General features: G+C 73.3%; 13 protein-coding genes. 10 read left to right on the top strand and 3 right to left on the bottom strand.

From position 1 onward, the window contains the following. Positions 1–132 precede the first annotated feature (132 nt). The 10 genes from ppdK to GA0070215_RS21290 all read left to right on the top strand — a co-directional run bounded on the left by ppdK (position 133) and on the right by GA0070215_RS21290 (position 11,755). The gene (gene ppdK / locus GA0070215_RS21245; protein WP_091048925.1) at positions 133–2,841 is read left to right on the top strand and encodes a pyruvate, phosphate dikinase; all 2,709 of its coding nucleotides are present in this window, start codon (positions 133–135) and stop codon (positions 2,839–2,841) included. Positions 2,842–2,912: 71 nt separating this feature from the next. After that, positions 2,913–3,266, top strand: a complete 354-nt coding sequence (locus tag GA0070215_RS21250) for a VOC family protein (protein WP_091048929.1) — start codon at positions 2,913–2,915, stop codon at positions 3,264–3,266. A gap of 57 nt (positions 3,267–3,323) precedes the next feature. After that, positions 3,324–4,559 carry a deoxyguanosinetriphosphate triphosphohydrolase gene (locus GA0070215_RS21255; protein ID WP_091048931.1) on the top strand — a complete coding sequence of 412 codons (1,236 nt, stop codon included), beginning with the start codon at positions 3,324–3,326 and terminating at the stop codon, positions 4,557–4,559. A gap of 39 nt (positions 4,560–4,598) precedes the next feature. Beyond that, positions 4,599–5,435, top strand: coding sequence for a siderophore-interacting protein (locus GA0070215_RS21260; RefSeq protein ID WP_018787369.1), 837 nt, complete (start codon positions 4,599–4,601; stop codon positions 5,433–5,435). A 57-nt stretch (positions 5,436–5,492) separates the two neighbouring features. Beyond that, the gene (locus GA0070215_RS21265; RefSeq protein ID WP_091048934.1) at positions 5,493–7,127 is read left to right on the top strand and encodes a BCCT family transporter; all 1,635 of its coding nucleotides are present in this window, start codon (positions 5,493–5,495) and stop codon (positions 7,125–7,127) included. Between the two features lie 44 nt (positions 7,128–7,171). After that, a complete protein-coding gene (locus GA0070215_RS21270) occupies positions 7,172–8,146 on the top strand; it encodes an ABC transporter ATP-binding protein (protein ID WP_091048938.1) in 975 nt (324 codons plus the stop codon). After that, entirely contained in the window at positions 8,143–8,994 is an 852-nt protein-coding gene (locus tag GA0070215_RS21275; RefSeq protein WP_018787372.1) for an ABC transporter permease, read from the top strand. The genes GA0070215_RS21270 and GA0070215_RS21275 overlap by 4 nt, the downstream gene beginning before the upstream one ends. Before the next feature lie 10 nt (positions 8,995–9,004). Further along, a complete protein-coding gene (locus GA0070215_RS21280; RefSeq protein ID WP_018787373.1) occupies positions 9,005–9,250 on the top strand; it encodes a helix-turn-helix transcriptional regulator in 246 nt (81 codons plus the stop codon). A 73-nt stretch (positions 9,251–9,323) separates the two neighbouring features. Continuing rightward, the gene (gene dnaG / locus GA0070215_RS21285; protein WP_091048999.1) at positions 9,324–11,213 is read left to right on the top strand and encodes a DNA primase; all 1,890 of its coding nucleotides are present in this window, start codon (positions 9,324–9,326) and stop codon (positions 11,211–11,213) included. Beyond that, the gene (locus tag GA0070215_RS21290) at positions 11,213–11,755 is read left to right on the top strand and encodes a hypothetical protein (protein WP_018787375.1); all 543 of its coding nucleotides are present in this window, start codon (positions 11,213–11,215) and stop codon (positions 11,753–11,755) included. The genes dnaG and GA0070215_RS21290 overlap by 1 nt, the downstream gene beginning before the upstream one ends. Positions 11,756–11,870: 115 nt before the next feature. Here the strand turns inward: GA0070215_RS21290 and GA0070215_RS21295 are convergent, their stop codons facing one another. The 3 genes from GA0070215_RS21295 to GA0070215_RS21305 are packed head-to-tail and all read right to left on the bottom strand — an operon-like array spanning position 11,871 to position 15,576. Further along, on the bottom strand, positions 11,871–12,839 hold the full coding sequence (locus GA0070215_RS21295) for a TAXI family TRAP transporter solute-binding subunit (protein ID WP_091048942.1): 969 nt from the start codon (positions 12,837–12,839) through the stop codon (positions 11,871–11,873). Continuing rightward, complete coding sequence (locus GA0070215_RS21300) at positions 12,836–13,228, bottom strand: roadblock/LC7 domain-containing protein (RefSeq protein ID WP_018787377.1); 393 nt, start codon at positions 13,226–13,228, stop codon at positions 12,836–12,838. Before GA0070215_RS21300 ends, GA0070215_RS21295 begins: the two co-directional genes overlap by 4 nt. Beyond that, on the bottom strand, positions 13,225–15,576 hold the full coding sequence (locus tag GA0070215_RS21305) for a sensor histidine kinase (RefSeq protein WP_091048946.1): 2,352 nt from the start codon (positions 15,574–15,576) through the stop codon (positions 13,225–13,227). Before GA0070215_RS21305 ends, GA0070215_RS21300 begins: the two co-directional genes overlap by 4 nt. Positions 15,577–15,581: the final 5 nt, after the last annotated feature.

Below are 15,581 nucleotides of genomic sequence, written 5' to 3' on the forward strand. Positions count from 1 at the left end.
TCCCAGGTTTCGCGAAGTTCGCCTAGCCTTCGGCCCACCGACGCTGACGAGCCGGGATTGCCGGTGGTCGCTACCGGGGTATGTCCGAATTGAACCTTCGTTAAGTGTCAATGGCGCGCGTGGGAGGCTCTGGTGGCAGCGCACGATTCGGTCGAGCGGAAGTACGTCTACGACTTCGCCGAGGGCAACAAGGATCTCAAGGATCTGCTCGGCGGCAAGGGGGCCAACCTGGCCGAGATGACGAATCTCGGTCTACCGGTTCCGCCCGGCTTCACGATCACCACGGAGGCCTGCAAGGCATACCTGACGACCGGGCGCGAGCCGGACGGCCTGGCCGCGCAGATCGAGGCGCACCTGGAGTCCCTGGAGCGCGAGATGGGCCGGCGCCTCGGCGACCCGGACGACCCGCTGCTGGTCTCGGTGCGCTCCGGCGCCAAGTTCTCCATGCCGGGCATGATGGAGACCGTCCTCAACGTGGGTCTCAACGACCGCAGCGTGGTCGGCCTGAGCGCCCAGGCCGGTCGGAACGACCGGTTCGCCTGGGACTCCTACCGGCGGCTGATCCAGATGTTCGGCAAGACCGTCTGCGAGGTGCCGGGCGAGGAGTTCGAGCACGCGCTCGACGAGATCAAGCGCGCCAAGGGTACGCACGACGACCTCGACCTGGACGCCGACGACCTGCGCGGGCTGGTCGGCGCGTACAAGAAGATCTTCGCCAAGCACACCGGCCGCGAGTTCCCGCAGGAGCCGCGCGAGCAGCTCGACCTCGCCATCCGCGCGGTCTTCGACTCGTGGAACGCGGAGCGGGCGGTGCTCTACCGCCGCCAGGAGCGCATCCCGGCCGACCTGGGCACCGCCGTCAACGTGGTGGCCATGGTCTTCGGCAACCTCGGGCCCGACTCCGGTACCGGAGTCGCGTTCACCCGCGACCCGGGCAGCGGCGCGCAGGGCATCTACGGCGACTACCTCGCCAACGCCCAGGGCGAGGACGTGGTCGCGGGCATCCGCAACACGGTGCCGTTGCAGGAGCTGGAGCAGCTCGACAAGACCTCCTACGACCAGCTGCTCGGCATCATGGCCCGGCTGGAGGAGCACTACAAGGACCTCTGCGACATCGAGTTCACCATCGAGCGCGGCAAGCTCTGGATGCTGCAGACCCGCGTCGGCAAGCGCACCGCCGCCGCCGCGTTCGTCATCGCCGGGCAACTCGTCGACGAGGGGCTGATCGACCTCGACGAGGCGCTGCACCGGGTGAACGGTGCGCAGCTCGCCCAGCTGATGTTCCCCCGCTTCCAGCTCGACCACGAGTTCGAGGCGGTGGCCAAGGGCATCGGCGCCTCGCCGGGCGCCGCGTCCGGCAAGGTCGTCTTCACCTCGGCCCGGGCGGTCGAGCTGGCCGCCGAGGGCGAGGCGGTGATCCTGGTCCGCCGGGAGACCAACCCGGACGACCTCAACGGCATGATCGCCGCCAGGGGCATCCTCACCTCCCGGGGCGGCAAGACCAGCCACGCCGCGGTGGTGGCCCGCGGCATGGGCAAGACCTGCGTCTCCGGCGCCGACGAGCTGGACGTCAACGTGCCGGCGAAGAGGTTCACCGTGGGCGACCACGTGGTGAACGAGGGCGACGTGGTCTCGATCGACGGCACCACCGGCAAGGTCTACCTCGGCGAGGTGCCGGTCATGCCGTCCGAGGTGGTGCAGTACTTCGAGGGCGAACTCGACCCGGAGACCACCGACGACGCGCTGGTCCGGGCCGTACACCGGATCATGACGCACGCCGACGCGGCGCGGCGGCTGCGGGTACGCACGAACGCCGACACCGGCGCGGACGCGGCCCGGGCGCGGCGCTTCGGTGCCGAGGGCATCGGCCTGTGCCGCACCGAACACATGTTCCTCGGTGACCGCCGGGAGCTGGTCGAGCGGCTCATCCTCGCCTCCGGCGAACGGGAGCGGGAGGACGCGCTCGCCGCGCTGCTGCCGCTGCAGCGGGCCGACTTCGTCGAGATCTTCCGGGAGATGGACGGCCTGCCGGTCACCGTGCGGCTGATCGACCCGCCGCTGCACGAGTTCCTGCCCCCGCTGGAGCAGCTCGCGGTCAACGTCGCGGTGGCCCAGGAACGCGGCGAGGACGTGGCGAAGGAGGAGGCGCTGCTCGCCGCCGTTCGGCGGATGCACGAGGAGAACCCGATGCTGGGCCTGCGCGGCGTCCGGCTCGGCCTGGTCATCCCGGGCCTGTTCGCCATGCAGGTCCGCGCGATCGCGGAGGCCGCCGTCGCGGTCGTCCGCGACGGCGGCACCGCCTGCCCGGAGATCATGGTGCCGCTGGTGGGGGCCGTGCAGGAGCTGGAGACGGTACGCGCCGAGGCCGAGCGGATCATCGCCGAGGTGGTCGGGGACAGCGGCGTCGAGGTGCTGATCGGCACGATGATCGAGGTGCCCCGGGCGGCGCTGACCGCCGGGCAGATCGCCGAGGCGGCCGAGTTCTTCTCCTTCGGCACCAACGACCTGACCCAGATGGGCTGGGGCTTCTCCCGCGACGACGTGGAGGGTGCGTTCTTCTGGCGTTACCTGGAGCTGGGCATCTTCGGCATCTCGCCGTTCGAGTCGATCGACACCGACGGCGTCGGCCGGCTGATCCGCATCGCCGCCGAGGAGGGCCGGGCGGCCCGCCCGGGGCTGAAGCTCGGCGTCTGCGGCGAGCACGGCGGCGACCCGGACTCGGTGCACTTCTTCCACTCCGTCGGACTGGACTACGTCTCCTGCTCGCCGTTCCGGGTGCCGGTGGCCCGGCTGGAGGCGGGCCGCGCGTCGATCACCACCACGGGCTCGGACTCCCGCTGACCGGAGCGCCTTTCCGGCCCCCTCGGCGTAACCTGAGCTTCCGCCACGTGTCGATCAGGAGGGGTGGCCGCATGACCGCCGTCTGGGAGAACCTGACCATCGACGCCCGGGATCCGTCCCGGCTCGCCAGTTGGTGGGCGGAGGCGCTCGGCTACCAGGTGATCACCGACAAGCCGGACGAGGTGGAGATCCGCCGGACCCCCGACACGAGGCCCGGTCTCGTCTTCGTCCCGGTCGCCGGGCCGAAGAAGGGAAAGAACCGGTTGCACATCGACCTGCGCCCGGCCGACCTGGAGGCCGAGGTGGAGCGCCTGGTCGACATGGGCGCCCGGCACGTCGACATCGGGCAGGGGGACGTGGAGTGGACGGTGCTGGCCGACCCGGAGGGCAACGAGTTCTGCGTTCTCCGGGAGCGCGAGGAGTGAGCCGGTCTTGCGAGCCCCGCAGTCGTGACCTCCGGCCATTGCGCCAACGCGGCAACGGTGACCGGGGCTGACGCGGCGGCCCGGCTCGTCGACGAGGCGCCGAAGGACACCGGGTACGGCCGGTCGCCGTTCGAGCGGGACCGGGCCCGGGTCCTGCACTCGGCGGCGTTCCGCCGGCTCGCGGCGAAGACGCAGGTGCACACCGCCGGGACGAACGACTTCCTGCGTACCCGGCTGACCCACTCGCTGGAGGTCGCGCAGATCGCCCGCGAGATGGGTGCCCGGCTGGGCTGCGACCCCGACGTGGTGGACACCGCCGGGCTGGCCCACGACCTGGGGCACCCGCCGTTCGGGCACAACGGCGAGTACGCCCTGGACGAGCTGGCCGCCGACTGCGGCGGTTTCGAGGGCAACGCGCAGACGCTGCGGGTGCTCACCCGGCTGGAGGCGAAGGTGTTCACCCCGGACGGGCGCTCGGCCGGGCTGAACCTGACCCGGGCCGCGCTGGACGCGGTCAGCAAGTACCCGTGGCCGCGCCGGCCCGGTGAGCGCAAGTTCGGCGTGTACGCCGACGACCGCCCGGTCTTCGACTGGCTGCGCGCGGGCGCCCCGCCCGGTGCCCGGCGCTGCCTGGAGGCCCAGGTGATGGACTGGGCCGACGACGTGGCGTACTCGGTGCACGACGTCGAGGACGGCATCCACGGCGGGTACGTCGACCTGCGTCCGCTGCTGGTCGACGCGGACGAGCGGCGGGCACTCTGCGCGGACGTGGCCGCCGCCTACTCGGGTGAGGCGCCGGAGGACCTGGGCGAGGTGCTCGCCGACCTGCTGGCCGACCCGGTGCTCGCTCCGCTGGCCGCGTACGACGGCAGCCATCGCGCGCTCGCCGCGTTGAAGACCACCACGAGCGTGCTCACCGGCCGGTTCGCCGCCGGGGTGGTGGCCGCGACCGAGCAGCGTCACGGTCCCGGTCCGCACCGCCGCTACGACGCCGACCTGGTGGTGCCGCGCCGGATCCGGGCGCAGTGCGCGCTGCTCAAGGGCATCGCGCTGCGGTACGTGATGCGCCGCCCCGGCGCCCAGGACCGGTACGCGCGGCAGCGCGACGTCCTGTGCGGGCTGGTCGCGGCGCTGCTGGACCGGGCGCCGGACGCGCTGGACCCGGTGTTCGCGCCGCTGTGGCGGGACGCGGGGGACGACGCCACGCGGCTGCGCGTGGTGATCGACCAGGTCGCCTCGCTCACCGATCCGGCCGCGCTGGCCTGGCACGCCCGGCTGGTGTCGCCGAACTGACCGGATCACTCGTGCGGAGCTTAGGCTAGCCTAAGCGGCATGACGGATCGCCCGAAGACGTTCACCGCCGCCACGGTCGTCCGGACCGCGCGGCCCACCCCACACCTGATCCGCCTGGTCCTGGGCGGCGCCGAGCTGGCCGGGCTGCCGGTGGGCGCGTACACCGACCACTACGTGAAGTTCGTCTTCCCGCCGGCCGGGGTGACCTACCCGTACCCGGTCGACCTGGCCACGATCAAGCTCGAGTTCCCGGCGGAGCAGTGGCCGCGCCTGCGCGCGTACACGATCAGGGCCTGGGACGCCGCTGCCGGTGAGATGACCGTGGACGTGGTGCACCACGGCGACGAGGGCGTGGCCGGGCCGTGGGCGGCGGCGCTGCGTCCCGGCGACCGGGTGTTGTTCGCCGGGCCGGGCGGCGCGTACGCGCCGGACCCGGCTGCCGACTGGCACCTGCTGGCGGGCGACGAGAGCGCGCTGCCGGCCATCGCCGCCGCCCTGGAACGGCTGCCGGCGGGAGCGCCCGCCAAGGTGTACGTCGAGGTCGGCGGCCCGGCCGACGAGCTGCCCCTGACCAGCGCGGGTGTGGTCGAGGTGTGCTGGCTGCACCGCGACGGGCGCCCGTTCGGCGAGCCGCTGGTCGAGGCGGTCCGGGCGCTGGAGTTCCCGCCCGGCCGGGTGCACGCGTTCGTGCACGGGGAGGCCGGCGCGATGAAGGAACTGCGGCGGCTGCTGCGCGTCGAGCGTGGCGTGCCTCGGGGTGATCTGTCCATCTCCGGCTACTGGCGGCGCGGCATGGACGACGAGGGCTGGCGGTCCACCAAGCCGGCCTGGAACGCCGCGGTGGAGGCCGAGGAGGCAGCCGCCGTCGTGTCCTGACGCGGTTCCTGCGGCATTCCGGCCCGGCGGTGCGCCCGGCCCGCCGACGATGGGGGCATGACGGGACAATCGGGGCGGCGGGCCGTGGCCCAGCAGGTCGACCGGGTGGTGCTCGGCGCCGGGGTCGCCGGTGTGCTGGCGGTGGTGCTGTGGGGCGTGTTCGCCCGGGGTTCACTGGCCCGGTTCGGCGACTCCGGCCTGGCCTGGGCCGTGAGCACGTTCGGCTGGTTCTTCGTGGTCGCGGCCGACGCCTTCCTGGTGCTGGCGGTCGTCGTGGCCGCCTCCCGGTTCGGCCGGATCCGGCTGGGCGCCGACGACGACGGGCCGGAGTTCAACACCCTGGCCTGGGTCGCCATGATGTTCAGCGCCGGCATGGGCATCGGCCTGGTGTTCTTCGCCGTCGCCGAACCGATGCAGCACTACGCCACGCCGCCGCCGGCCTCCGGTGTCGAGCCGCAGACCGGCGCCGCCGCCTCGGCGGCCATGCAGTACACGCTGTTCCACTGGACGCTGCACCCGTGGGGCATCTATGCGATCGCGGCGCTGGCCCTGGCGTACTCGACGTTCCGCAAGGGGCGGGGCAACCGGATCTCGTCCGCGTTCGCGCCGCTGCTCGGGGACCGGACCGACGGCCCGCTCGGCCGTGGGATCGACCTGCTCGCCGTCTTCGCCACCGTGTTCGGCTCCGCCACCAGTCTGGGGCTGGGTGCGCTCCAGGTGGCGGCCGGTCTCGACCTGGTGGTCGGGGTGCCGGACAGCCGGACCGTCGAGTTGACGATCATCGGCGCGCTCACGCTCGCCTTCGTCGTGTCCGCCTTCTCCGGACTGCACCGGGGCGTCAAGTGGCTGTCCACCACGAACGTGCTGATCGCCGTCGCGCTGATGCTGTTCGTGTTCGTGGTCGGTCCGACCGTCTACACGCTGGAGGTGCTGCCGGCCTCGGTCGGTGACTATCTGAGCGGCCTGGTGCGCATGTCGACGCGTACCGGGGCGTTCTCCGACCCGGCCTGGCTGGGCTCGTGGACCGTCTTCTACTGGGCGTGGTGGATCTCCTGGGCGCCGTTCGTGGGCACGTTCATCGCCCGCATCTCGCGCGGCCGTACGATCCGTCAGTTCCTCGTCGGGGTGCTGCTGATACCCAGCGGCGCGAGCACCGTCTGGTTCGCGGTGATGGGCGGGACCGCCCTGCGTACGCAGACCACTGGCACCCGGGACCTAGTGGCGGACGTGGGCGCCGGTTCCGAGCAGGCGCTGTTCGGGCTGCTCGACGCGCTGCCCCTGGCCACGCTGACGAGCGTGCTCACCATGGTGCTGATCGCGCTCTACTTCGTCACCAGCGCGGACTCGGCGTCGCTGGTGCTCGGCTCGCTCTGCTCGCGCGGCGCGCTGCGGCCACATCGCGGGGTGGTGGTGCTCTGGGGCGTGCTGATCGGCGCGGTCGCGGCGGCGCTGCTGCTGGCCGGTGGCCTGGCCGCACTGCAGCAGGCGACCATCCTGGTCGCGCTGCCGTTCGTCGTGGTGATGCTGGGTCTGGCCGTCGCGGTGCTCCGGGAGATGGCGGCCGATCCGATGCTGCGCGCCGGGCCCCGGCCCCGCCGTTCCGGCCTGGCCGCCGCGGTGAACGCGGCGCGGTCGTACGAGGAGGAGGATCCGGCTCCCGTCACGCGCTGGTTCCATCGCCCTCGCCCCTGAGCGGGGGTACCTCATTTCGTAGTAGAGATGCTACATTTCGCGGTATGACTGTGGTCGAACTTCCGTGGGCCGCCGCGTCCCCCCGGCCTCCCGACGAGGATCTCGTCCTCGACGTGCGGGATCTGCGCATGCGCTACGGCGCCGTCGACGTGCTGCGCGGCGTCGACCTGACCGCCCGGCGGGGCGAGGTGGTGGCACTGCTCGGGCCCAACGGCGCGGGCAAGACCACCACCATCGAGATCCTCGAAGGCTTCCGGCTGCCCTCGGCCGGCACGGTGCGCGTGCTCGGCACCGACCCGGCCCGGGGCGACGAGCGCTGGCGCGCGCGGCTGGGCGTGGTGCTCCAGTCCTGGCGCGACCACGGCAAGTGGCGGGTGCGGGAGCTGCTGGCCCACCTCGGCGACTTCTACGCGCCGTACGCCACCGACCGGATCCCGCGCCCGTGGCCGGTCGACGAGCTGCTGGAGACGGTGGGGCTGAGCGCGCACGCCGGCAGCCGGGTGGCCCGGCTCTCCGGCGGCCAGCGCCGCCGGCTCGACGTCGCGGTCGGCATCGTCGGCCGGCCGGAACTGCTGTTCCTCGACGAGCCCACAGTCGGGTTCGACCCGGCCGCCCGGCGCGAGTTCCACGAGCTGGTGCACCGGCTGGCCGACCTGGACGAGACCACCATCGTGCTGACCACGCACGACCTGGCCGAGGCGGAGAAGCTGGCCGACCGCATCCTCATCCTGGCCGGCGGCCGGATCATCGCCGAGGGGTCGCCCGACCAGCTCGCCCGGCGTGTGGCGGGGGACGCCGAGGTGCGCTGGGCCCGCGACGGCGAGCGGTACGTGCACGCCACCGCCGACGCCACCGCCTTCCTGCGCGACCTGCTCCGTGAGCACGGCGACCGGATACGCGAGCTGGAGGTACGCCGGGCCAGCCTGGAGGACGCGTACCTGGCGCTGGTGCACGAGGAGGAGACCGGCATCCGTACCGGCCGGGCCGAGCGGGTGTGGCAGCAGGAGGCGAACCGATGAACCCGACCACCAACGCGCTGCGGGCCGGGCTGCGGCGCGGCGCGATCGAGCTGCGCGCCACGTTCACCAACGGCCAGGATCTCTGGACCTACTTCTTCCCCACCGTGGTGCTGCTGATCGCCGTGTTCTGGATGCGCGGCTCGACGGTGCCCGGCACCGACTTCTCGCTCGGCGCCCGTACGCTGCCCAGCGCCCTCGGCATGGGCCTGCTCTTCGGCGGGCTGCTCGGCCTGGCCAACCAGCTCGTCATCGACCGGGAGGACGGCACGCTGCTGCGCGCCAAGGCGATCCCGGACGGCATGCTCGGCTACCTGGTCGGCAAGATCGTGCTGGTGTCGGCGGTGGCGCTGATCGGCGTGGTCATCCAGCTCACGCCCGGGCTGTTCTTCCTCGACGGCCTGCGGCTCGGCGACCCCGGCGCCTGGCTCACGCTGGCCTGGGTGGTGCCGCTCGGGCTGGTGGCGACGCTGCCGCTGGGCGCGGTGATCGGCTCGCTGGTGGAGAACCCGCGCAACATGGGCCTGGTGGTGATGCCGATCTTCGGTCTGATCGCGCTGTCCGGCATCTTCTACCCGATCAACGGCCTGCCCGGCTGGCTCCAGGGCGTCGCCCAGGTCTTCCCGCTCTACTGGCTAGGCTTGGGCATGCGTTCGGCGCTGCTCCCGGGCGACCTGGCGGCGGTCGAACTGGGCGGCTCCTGGCGGCACCTGGAGACGGTCGGCGTGCTCGGTGCCTGGGCGGTGCTCGGGCTGGTGCTGGCCCCGGTGGTGCTGCGCCGGATGGCCCGCCGGGAGTCCGGCTCGCGGGTCGCGGCCCGGCGGGAGCGGGCCATGCAGCGGGTCGGATGAGAGGGCGTCGATGAGCGAGACCGTGCACAACCGCATCGCGGTGCTGCGCGCCGAACGGGGCATCTCCCGGCGGCAACTGGCCGACGCGCTCGGTGTGCACTACCAGACCGTCGGCTACCTGGAGCGCGGCGAGTTCCGGCCCAGCCTGCACCTGGCGCTGCGCATCGCCGCGTACTTCGAGGTGCCGGTCGAGGTGGTCTTCTCCATCGAGCCGTTCCCGCGCATCGGCGACCCCGCGACGGCCCGCTCGGCCTGAGCTGGCGGGGACGGGCGTGGCCGGCCACACGCCCGTCCCCCCGGCCGCCGCGACGTCGGTCCGGCAGGGCAGGATGTACGCCGAGGGGGTGGCGGTCATGGCGGGGCGGATCCGGGACGAGGACATCGCGCTGGTCCGCGAGCGCACCGCCATCGCGGACGTCATCTCCGAGGTGGTGACGCTCAAGTCGGCCGGCGGCGGCAACCTCAAGGGGCTCTGCCCGTTCCACGACGAGAAGAGCCCGTCGTTCAACGTCTCGCCCGCCCGCAACGTGTTCTACTGCTTCGGCTGCGGGGTCGGCGGCGACGCGATCAAGTTCCTGATGGACGCCGAGCACCTCAGCTTCGTCGAGTCCGTCGAGCGGCTCGCCGCCCGCGCCGGCATCCAGTTGCGCTACGTCGAGGACGACAGGTCCGCGCCGCGTCCCCGGCCGCAGCAGGGGCAGCGGCAGCGCCTGGTGGCCGCGCACGCCGCCGCCGTCGAGTTCTACCGGGCCCAGCTCACCACCGCCGGCGCCCGCCCGGCCCGGGAGTTCCTCGCCGGGCGCGGCTTCGACCGGGCCGCCGCCGAGCGGTACGCCTGCGGCTTCGCCCCCGACGGGTGGGACCTGCTCACCAAGCACCTGCGCCAGCAGGGTTTCACCCACGACGAACTGGTCACCGCCGGCCTGTCCCGCCCGGCCCGCTCCGGCTCGCTGATCGACCGGTTCCGCCGGCGCCTGATGTGGCCGATCCGGGACATCACCGGCGACGTGATCGGCTTCGGCGCCCGCAAGCTCTTCGACGACGACGACGGCCCGAAATACCTGAACACCCCCGAGACGCCGATCTACAAGAAGTCACACGTGCTCTACGGCATCGACCAGGCCAAGCGGGAGATCGCCAAGCAGGGCAAGGTGGTGGTGGTCGAGGGCTACACCGACGTGATGGCCTGCCACCTCGCCGACGTGCCGACAGCGGTGGCGACCTGCGGCACCGCGTTCGGCGGCGACCACATCTCGGTGCTGCGCCGGGTGCTGTTCGACAGCGACGAGCGGGCCGGGGAGATCATCTTCACCTTCGACGGCGACGCGGCCGGGCAGAAGGCCGCGCTGCGCGCCTTCGAGGACGACCAGCGCTTCGTGGGGCGTACCTTCATCGCGGTCAGCCCCGACAACATGGACCCGTGTGACCTGCGCCTGGCAAAGGGCGACCTGGCCGTGCGCGACCTGGTGGCCCGCCGTGAGCCGCTCGTCGACTTCGCGCTCCGGCACGTGATCAACCGGTTCGACCTGGACACCGTCGACGGCCGGGTCGAGGCCATGCGCCGCGCCGCGCCTCTGGTCGCGAAGATCAAGGACCGGGAGAAGCGCCCGGAGTACGTGCGCAAACTCGCCGGCGACCTCGGCATGGAGATCGAGCCGGTGCAGCGCGCGGTGCTCGCCGCCGGGAACGGGCAGCCGGCGGCCGGTGCGCACGCAGCGCCCGCTCGCCCGGGGGTGCCCTCGGTGGACAGCCCCCGGTCCATGGTGGAGCGGGAGGCGCTGAAGCTGGCGTTGCAGGAGCCGGTCCTGGCCGGCCCGATGTTCGACGCGGTCGAGGCGACCGACTACCAGCACCCGGTGCACGTCGCGGTACGCGCCGCGGTGGCCGCGGCCGGCGGGGCGTCCGGCGCCACCGGCGGCGCGGTCTGGATCGAGCGGGTCCGCGACGCCTGCGACGACCTGGCCGGGCAGGCATTGGTCGGTGAGCTGGCGGTGGAACCGCTGCGCATCGACGGCGAGCCCGACCCGCGGTACGTCTCGATCACCATGGCCCGGCTCCAGTGGAGTTCGGTCACCGGCCGCATCCGTGACCTGAAGTCGAAGATCCAGCGGATCAATCCGGTGAGCAACAAGGACGAGTACTTCGCCCTGTTCGGGGAACTGCTCTCGCTGGAACAGCACGCACGGGCACTGCGCGAGCAGGCCGCCGGAGGTTTGTGATGGGTCTGTTCAACCGCCGGCCGAAACTGCCCTCGGCCGACCGGCCGCCGCTGGCCGCCGACGAGCGGGTGCTCGCCTGGGCCGCCGCCGGCACCGGTGAGGGCGGCAACGACGGCGTACTGGTCGCCAGCAACCGGGGGCTCTGGCTGCCCGGCCGCGTCGACCGCCTCGGCTGGCACGACATCCTCAAGGCGGTCTGGTCCGGCCGCGAACTCACGGTCACCCCGGCCGAGCCGGTCGCCGAGCACGACGGCTACCTGGTGGTCGCGGACGGCCTACCCGAGACGTGCCTGCTCGTCGACCCGGGAGACCTGCCGCACCAGGTCCGGGCCCGGGTCACCGGCTCGGTGGCGTACACCTCGCACCACGAGGTGCCGGGCGGCTCCGGGCGGATCGCGGCCCGGCGGGTGCCCGGCGTCGACGGTCTGACCTGGACGGTCCGCTACGACCCGGGGACGCCCGCCGACGACGAGGCGGTGACCGCCGAGACCGCCCGGCTGGTCGCGGCGGCGCGGGCCGCCACCACCCCCGCCGACGCCTGAAGCCTGCACCTTGAGGACGTCTACCTCGTAAGCGGGATGGAGGCGTCGCGGGTGGCCCAGAGCGCGACGGGGGTGTCCAGCAGCAGGGTCACGCGCCGATTCCGAAGTCGGCGGCTCAGCCGGTGCGGTAGAACCGCTGCGCGCCCGGGTGCAGCGGGATCGGCCGGGTCGCCGCGGCGCTGGACCGGTTGAAGTTCGCCGCCTCCGGGTGCACCTGGATCAACTCGCCCTGCCAGGTGAACAGCACCCGGGTCAGGTCGTACGCGAGCTGCTCCGGCATGTCCGCCGCCACCAGGATCACGTTCGCCACGGTGATGGTCGGCGTCGGCTGGGGCGTGCCGTAGACCTCCTTCGGCAGCGTCGCCGTGGTGTAGACCGCGCCGAACCGGGCGCTCAACGGTTCGATCAGATCGCCGAGCGGCAGCAGCCGGAACGTGCCGGGTGCGGAAGAGAGCAGGTCCTTGACGCCGGGAGTCGGCAGGCCGCCGGAGAAGAACATGGCGTCCAGGCCCTTGGCCCGCATCTGCTTGACCGTCTCGGGCAGCGACAGGTTGAACCGCTGGATGTCCCGGTCCGGGTGGATGCCACCGGCGGTGAGCAGGCGTCCGGCGATGGTGTCGGTGCCGGACTTCGGTGAGCCGGTGGAGATGCGCTTGCCGCGCAGGTCGGCGAAGCTGCCGATCTTGCCGTCGGTGCGGACGATCACGTGCGTGTAGTTGCTGTAGACCCGGGCCAGCGCCCGTACCGGCTGCGGCTGCTTGTCGAACGCCCCGCGCCCGTCGACCGCGTCCGCCGCCGTGTCGGCCAGGCTGAACGCGATCTCCATGTCCCCGCTCGCCACCCGGGTGATGTTCTCCACCGACGCGCCGGTCGGCTCGGCCCGCGCCTCGTACCCGGGCAGGTGGCGGGTGATCAGGTCGGCGTACCCGCCGCCGAGCTGGTAGTAGACGCCTGTGGTGTTGCCGGTGGCCAGGAAGATCCGCCCGCCGTGCCACGCCTCCGGCGCGGAGTCCTCGGCCGCGCACCCGGCCAGCAGCATCGCCGACATCAGCGCGGCGGTCAGCCGCAGCGCGCGGCCGGTCACCGGCGGACCGCCGGTTCCAGCGCCTCCGCCACCCGCTGCACCAGCGTCGCCGTCTCGTAGCCGATCTGGCCCAGGTCGCAGCCGGGTGCGGCCAGCACGCCGAGCAGCGCCCGCTCACCCACGGCCATCACCAGCATCACTCCGCCGTCCATGTCGACGATCTGCTGCCGTACCCGGCCGGCGGACATCAGCCGGGCCGCGCCCACGGTCAGGCTGGCCAGCCCGCTGATCACGGCGGCGAGCTGGTCGACCTGGTCGGGGGCGAGGTCCGGCGAGGACGCCAGCCGCAACCCGTCCTCGGAGACCGCGAGTGCGTGCGAGACGTCCGGCACCTGCTCGGCGAAGTTCGCCAGCAGCCAGTCCAGGCCGGTGGAGGACGGTGAGGTCATGGTCTTCTCCCGTGGTGTGTGGTGGTCGGGGCACGGCGGGTCGCGCTGGCCACCCCCTCGGCGAGGGCGGACAGCCGGGCACGTACCACTTCGGGGTCGAGCAGGTCGGTAGCCGGCGGCGGCGCGGTGGCGTCCGGCATCGGCTCGGGCAGGTGACCGCCCACCTGCCGCCGGGGCAGACCGGCGGCGGTGGTCGGCGTCGGCGGCACGCTCACCGGCCGGATCCGCGCCGCGCTCGGCGCCGGCAACGCGCCTCCGGGCGTGCGGACGGCGGCGACGCCGCGTACCGGGCCGACGGTCGAGGCGCTGGTGACGAGGTTGCGGGCGCCGGCCGCCGGCCGTGCGGCGGGCCCCGACTTGAACCAGGCCGCCGCGCGCGGTCGCCGCTCGGCGGCCGGCCGGGACGCCACCGACTCGACCCGGGTCAGCACCGATTCCGGTACGTCGACCTGCGCCACGGTGCCGGTGCCGGTGCCGAGGTCGTGCAACTGCACCCGGATCCCGTGCCGGGCGGCCAGGTGGGCCACCACGTGCAGGCCCATGCTGCCCGCCGCCGCGCTGGACAGCATGGCCGGCGCGGCCAGCCGTTCGTTGATCTCGACCAGCCGGCTCTCGCTGACGCCGATGCCCTGGTCGTGGACGCGCAGCACCAGCCCGTCGACGGTGCGACGCCCGTCGACGAGCACCCGGGCCTCCGGTGGCGAGTAGACGGTGGCGTTCTCCAGCAGCTCGGCCAGCAGGTGCACCAGGTTGCCCACCGCCGCGCCGTGCACCGCCGCGGTCGGCACGTCGATCTCCACCCGCGGGTAGTCCTCGATCTCGGAGGCCGCCGCCCGGACCACGTCCTCCAGCAGCAACGCGCCCTCGTGTCCCCGGCCGGGTTCGCCACCGGCGAGCACCAGCAGGTTCTCCCCGTTGCGGCGCAACCGGGCGGCGAGGTGGTCCAGGGCGAACAGCCGGGCCAGCGCGTCCGGGTCGGTCTCCTCGCGCTCGAAGTCGTCGAGCAGCCGCAGCTGCCGGGTGATGAGCGTCCGGATGCGCCGGGCCAGCGCCTCCGCCATCCGGGTCACGTCCAGCCGCAACTCGGCCTGCTGCCCGGCCAGCCGCAACGCGGCCCGGTTCACCGTGTCGAACGCCTCGGCGACCTGCGCCACCTCGTCCCGGCCGCGCCGGATCCCGTCGGTCATCCGGGTCGCCGGGCCCTCCGCCGGGGTCCGCTCGCCCGCCGCGATCGCGGTGATCCGTTCCGGCAGCTCCCGGTTCGCCATGGTCAGCGCGGCCACCCGTAGCCGGCGCAACCGGCGGCTGGTGCGTACCGCCAGCAGCACGGCGGTGACGAGCGAGCCGAGCGCGACGGTGCTCGTCGCGCCCGCTGTGAGCACCGCCCGCAGCCGGGCCGCCCCGGCCAGGTCCGCCGCGTCCCGGTCCAGCCCGTCGGACAGGTTCCGGCCGAGCAGGTTGTACCGGCGGATCGCGCCGCTCTGCGCCACGTACCAGGCGTCGCCGTCGGTCTTCAGCGCCTCCGGCGTGCCGTCGGTGTCGAGCACTGTGTCGCGCATCCGCCGGGCCGTGAGCACGTCCGTGCCGTCGATCAGCCGGTACCAGGCCTTGCTCGCCGGTCCGGAGGCGATCCGCAGGAACTCGGCCTGCCGTTGCTCCCGGGCGCCCCGCAGCCGGCCGAGCCGGGCCAACTCGCCGGGTTCCAGCCCGCCCCTGACGAACACCGCCCGCAGCAGGTCGCGTTCCAACGCGGACAGGTGCTCCTGGGCGGCCACCGCGGCGACCTCGCGCGCCTGGTTGGCCAGGCCCGCGTCGCGGAGCTGACTGGGCAGCGCGTCCGCGACCGCGAGCAGGGACTCCACGAGCGACACGTACGCCGGGTCGGCGCCCTCGCCGGTCACGGCCAGTTCCCGGGTGGGCGTGAGCTTGTCGAGGCGCCGGCTCGCATCGTTGAGCACGGGCTTCAAGTCGGGGGCCGCACGGCGGGCGTCATCCTGCGCCGAGCGGTAGCGCTCGACAGCCGTGTCCACCCGCCGGCGCTGCGCGTCCACGAGCGGACGGCCGGACGTACCGCCGCGCTGGCGCAACGCGGTCGTCTCGCCCAGTTCGCGTTCCAGCTCGTGCACCAGACGTACGGTCGCGGTGGCGGTGCCCGCCAGCACGCGGGCCCGGTCGGCGTCGGCGGACGCGTCGAGCGCGGCGTCGGTCTGCGCCGCCCCCAGCACGACCAGGCCGGCGGTGGCCACCAGGATCGGCGCCAGCAGTTGGACGCGGACCGAGCGGAGGTGTCCGGTGCGGTCCGCGGAGCGGTGATGCCGGCGTACGCGGGCCGGGTGGGGCAGCGGCACGGGGT

It is taken from the genome of Micromonospora marina, assembly GCF_900091565.1.
GTDB classification, from domain to species: Bacteria; Actinomycetota; Actinomycetes; order Mycobacteriales; family Micromonosporaceae; genus Micromonospora; species Micromonospora marina.

Excerpts from the sequence above, each read along its gene's own strand:
- GA0070215_RS21250 (WP_091048929.1), top strand. The coding sequence starts at position 2,913 with ATGACCGCCGTCTGGGAGAACCTGACCATCGACGCCCGGGATCCGTCC.
- GA0070215_RS21260 (WP_018787369.1), top strand. The coding sequence starts at position 4,599 with ATGACGGATCGCCCGAAGACGTTCACCGCCGCCACGGTCGTCCGGACC.
- GA0070215_RS21265 (WP_091048934.1), top strand. The coding sequence starts at position 5,493 with ATGACGGGACAATCGGGGCGGCGGGCCGTGGCCCAGCAGGTCGACCGG.
- GA0070215_RS21270 (WP_091048938.1), top strand. The coding sequence starts at position 7,172 with ATGACTGTGGTCGAACTTCCGTGGGCCGCCGCGTCCCCCCGGCCTCCC.
- GA0070215_RS21275 (WP_018787372.1), top strand. The coding sequence starts at position 8,143 with ATGAACCCGACCACCAACGCGCTGCGGGCCGGGCTGCGGCGCGGCGCG.
- GA0070215_RS21280 (WP_018787373.1), top strand. The coding sequence starts at position 9,005 with ATGAGCGAGACCGTGCACAACCGCATCGCGGTGCTGCGCGCCGAACGG.
- dnaG (WP_091048999.1), top strand. The coding sequence starts at position 9,324 with ATGTACGCCGAGGGGGTGGCGGTCATGGCGGGGCGGATCCGGGACGAG.
- GA0070215_RS21290 (WP_018787375.1), top strand. The coding sequence starts at position 11,213 with ATGGGTCTGTTCAACCGCCGGCCGAAACTGCCCTCGGCCGACCGGCCG.
- GA0070215_RS21300 (WP_018787377.1), bottom strand. The coding sequence starts at position 13,228 with ATGACCTCACCGTCCTCCACCGGCCTGGACTGGCTGCTGGCGAACTTC.